The sequence below is a fragment of the Parvibaculum sp. genome (genome assembly GCF_030694575.1).
Lineage (GTDB): Bacteria > Pseudomonadota > Alphaproteobacteria > Parvibaculales > Parvibaculaceae > Parvibaculum.
Map to the genome: position 1 here is coordinate 1 of NZ_JAUYUS010000116.1, position 3,670 is coordinate 3,670.

At 65.3% G+C, this 3,670-nt stretch carries 3 protein-coding genes; all 3 read right to left on the reverse strand.

The window, feature by feature from the left end; translation table 11 throughout:
• A partial coding sequence (locus tag Q8S60_RS16355) for a GTP-binding protein (RefSeq protein WP_305668725.1) occupies window positions 1–425 on the reverse strand: 425 nt, incomplete at its 3' end.
• A gap of 76 nt (window positions 426–501) precedes the next feature.
• Window positions 502–1,326 carry an enoyl-CoA hydratase-related protein gene (locus tag Q8S60_RS16360; RefSeq protein WP_305275703.1) on the reverse strand — a complete coding sequence of 275 codons (825 nt, stop codon included), beginning with the start codon at window positions 1,324–1,326 and terminating at the stop codon, window positions 502–504.
• Window positions 1,327–1,356: 30 nt separating this feature from the next.
• Window positions 1,357–3,670: phenylalanine--tRNA ligase subunit beta (gene pheT, locus Q8S60_RS16365; protein WP_305668726.1), on the reverse strand; the 2,314-nt coding region annotated here is incomplete at its 5' end.

Here is a 3,670-nt window from a genome sequence, read left to right on the forward strand (position 1 = left end):
TCGGCGGCGGGCAGGTCGACCTTGTTGAGCACCACGACGATCTCGTGATTGGCGTCGATGGCCTGGTAGACATTGGCCAGCGTCTGCGCCTCGACGCCCTGGGAGGCGTCGACGACGAGCAGCGAGCCCTCGCAGGCACGCAAAGAGCGAGACACCTCGTAGGCGAAGTCGACATGGCCGGGCGTGTCGATCAGGTTCAGCACATAGTCCTCGCCGTCCCTGGCCTTGTATTCCAGCCGGACGGTATTGGCCTTGATGGTGATGCCGCGCTCGCGCTCGATGTCCATCGAATCGAGCACCTGCTCCTTCATTTCGCGCGCCTCAAGCCCGCCACAGAGCTGAATCAGCCGGTCGGCAAGCGTCGACTTGCCGTGGTCGATATGGGCGATGATCGAAAAATTGCGGATATGGGAGAGGTCTGTCATTTGGCCTACTGATGCTCGGACGGGCCCATATAGCATTGGCGGGCATCCAAGCCAATTGCGGCCTTTCCGGGCTGTTCTAGCCCTGCCACTCGGCCCGGCGCTTTTCCATCCAGGCCTTGACGCCTTCCTTGTAGTCCGGGTGCTTGATCATCTCTTCCAGCAGGCGCTCGGCAGCCACGACGGCACCGGCCGCATCCCTGTGGAGGTCGGTATAGATCTGCCTCTTGGTCTCCCGGAGCGAGCCCGGCGAGACGCCATCCGCGAGCTTCCGCGCATATTCCATGACATGCGGCATCAGGCCCTCCAGCGGCAGCAGCTTGTTGAGGAAGCCCATCTCCAGGGCCTCCTCGGCGGTGAAGATGCGGCTGGAGAGCAGGATGTCGTTGGCGTGGGTCAGCCCCACGATCCGGGGCAGCACCCAGGAAAGGCCGAATTCGGCCGGGAAGTTGAAGCGCCCATGCGCGGCAGTGAATTTCGCGCCCGCCGCGCAGAAACGCAGATCGGCAAAGGCCGCAAGCACGAGGCCGACACCTGCCGCCGCCCCGTTGATGGCGGCGATGACGGGTTTCGTCAGCCCGAAATGATAGGCAAAGGTCGCGTCGAATTCGGGCGCGACGCCGAAGCCCGGCTTCGCAATGTCCTCCGTCGTGCCGCTGTCATAGCGGCCCTTCTCGGAATGGCCCTCGAGGGCCGCCATGTCGGCGCCCGCGCAGAAGGCCTGCCCCTCCGGGTCACCGGTCACGACGATGACGCGGACGGCCGGGTCCTTGTCGGCTTCCGCCAGCACCCAGCGATATTCGGTGTGCATGCGGCCCGTCCAGGCATTGCGGCGCTTCGGGCGCGAGAGCGTAACCGTCGCGATGCCGTCAGTGAGCTCGTAGCGGATGGTCTTTAGTTCCATGCAGCTCCCTCCCCCAAGCGCCGTAACCTGTCAGCCGCGCAACGTGCCTCCGGTTGCCTTTTCCACCGCCGCGACGATGCGCTTCGACACGGCGTCGATTTCCTCGTCCGTCAGCGTCTTCTCGACCGGCTGCAGCGTCACTTCGATCGCGAGCGACTTCTGCCCGTCCCCAAGCGAGCCGCCCTCGAATACGTCGAAGAGCGAGACGTCCATGATGAGTTTCTTGTCCGCACCTTTCGCCGCACGCAGAAGCTGGTCCGCCGTCACGCCGTCCGAGACGACGAAGGCAAAATCGCGCCGCACCGGCTGAAGGTCGGAAAGCTCCAGCGGCGGTTTTGCCCGCGTCGGCTTCCGTTTCGGCTCGGGGATCGCATCCGGGAAAATCTCGAAACCGACAATCGGGCCTGCCACGTCCATCTCGTCCAGCACGCGCGGATGCAGCTCGCCGAAATAGCCGATGACATTCTTCGGCCCAAGGCGGAAGACGCCCGAACGGCCGGGGTGATACCAGGAGGGTGCATCGGCACCGATCTGGAAGTTCGCGACCGGTGCGCCGAGCGCGGCGAGCAGCGCGACGGCATCCGCCTTCGCGTCCATCGCCTCGACGGGACCGCTCTTGCCCTGCCAGTGGCGGCCCGCGCCTTGCGGCCGCGCCGTACCGCGCCTTATGCCGCTTGCTGCCAGCACCTGGCCCGAAGGTTCGTCGCTCTCGAATTGCTGCCCGACCTCGAACATCGCCACGTCCGGGAAACCGCGCGCCATGTTGCGGCCCGCGGCGGCAATGAGACCCGCGAGAAGGCTCGGCCGCATATGGCTCATATCGGCGGAGATCGGATTGGCGAGTTTCAGCAACGGCGCCGCATTGCCGCCGCCGAAGAGAACCGCATCGCGCTCCGGGATGAACGACCAGGTCACCGCCTCGACCAGCCCGCGCGCGGCGAGTGCCCGGCGCGCCATGCGTTCGCGGCGCTGGCGCGGCGAGAGCACCGGCTTTGCCACTGCATGAAGGCGCGGCAGGGCGACCGATTTCACTTCGTTGAGGCCATGCACGCGCACGACTTCCTCCACGAGATCGGCTTGCCCATCGATGTCCGGGCGCCACGAAGGCACCGACACCGCGAGCTTCCGGTTTCCGTCTTCCATAACCTTGAAGCCGAGTGCGGAGAGAATGCGCATCGTTTCCGATTGCGGCAGCGAAAGGCCTGTCAGCCGCTCGATACGCGCGGGATCGAAGTCGATCACCTTCGACGTATCGGGCTCCTCGCCCGCCACCACGATATTCGACGGCTCGCCGCCGCAGAATTCGAGGATCATCTTCGTCGCGAGTTCGAGGCCGGGGCGCACGAATTGCGGGTCGACGCCGCGCTCGAAGCGGTAGCGCGCATCGGAGATGATGCCCGTATCGCGGCCTGTCCGCGCCGTGCGGTAGGGATCGAAATACGCGCTCTCGATGAAGACGTCCACCGTCTCCGCCGTCGAGCCGCTTTCCTCGCCGCCCATCACGCCGGCAAAGCCGAGCACGCGCGCATCGTCCGCGATGACGCAATAGTCCGGCTTCACGTCGTAGGTCTTGCCGTCGAGCGCGACGAGCTTCTCGCCTTCGCGGCCGAGCCGCGCGCGAAGGTCGCCCGTCAGTTTCGATGCGTCATAGACATGCAGCGGGCGGCCACGATCGAGCGAGATGAAATTCGTGATGTCGACCAGTGCATTGATCGGGCGCAGGCCGACCGCCTTCAGCCAGTTCTGCAGCCAGTCCGGCGAAGGCCCGTTCTTCACGCCGCGGATCAGGCGTCCGGCGAAAACAGGGCAGGCGTTTTCGGCACCCGACGGGAATTCCAGCCTGATGCCGACAGGGCTTTCGAACTTTCCCTGCACCGGAGGGAAATTCCCTTCCCGCAAACGTCCGAGGCCCGCCGCCGCGAGATCGCGCGCGACGCCATAGACGCCGAGGCAATCGGGCCGGTTCGGGGTGATCGCGATTTCGATGACGGGATCGTTGCGGCCCAGCACTTCGGCTGCCGGCGTGCCGACCTTCCAGTCGCCCTTCAGGTCGATGATGCCTTCATGCTCGTCGGAAAGTTCGAGTTCGCGCTCCGAACACATCATGCCGTTCGATTCGACGCCGCGGATTTTCGTCGGCTTCAGCACCATGCCGTTGGCGGGGATGGTCGCGCCGGGCGGTGCGAACACACCTGTGAGCCCAGCGCGTGCGTTCGGCGCGCCGCAGACGACCTGCAACTGCTTCACTTCGCCATCGACCAGCGCCTCGACCTTCAGCACCTGCAGCTTGTCGGCGTCGGGATGAGGCTTTGCTTCCAGCACCTTTGCGACCGTGAAGACGCCG

What these genes read in the sequence shown, in the direction of transcription:
- Q8S60_RS16360 (WP_305275703.1), bottom strand. Translation starts at nt 1,326, where the DNA reads ATGGAACTAAAGACCATCCGCTACGAGCTCACTGACGGCATCGCGACG.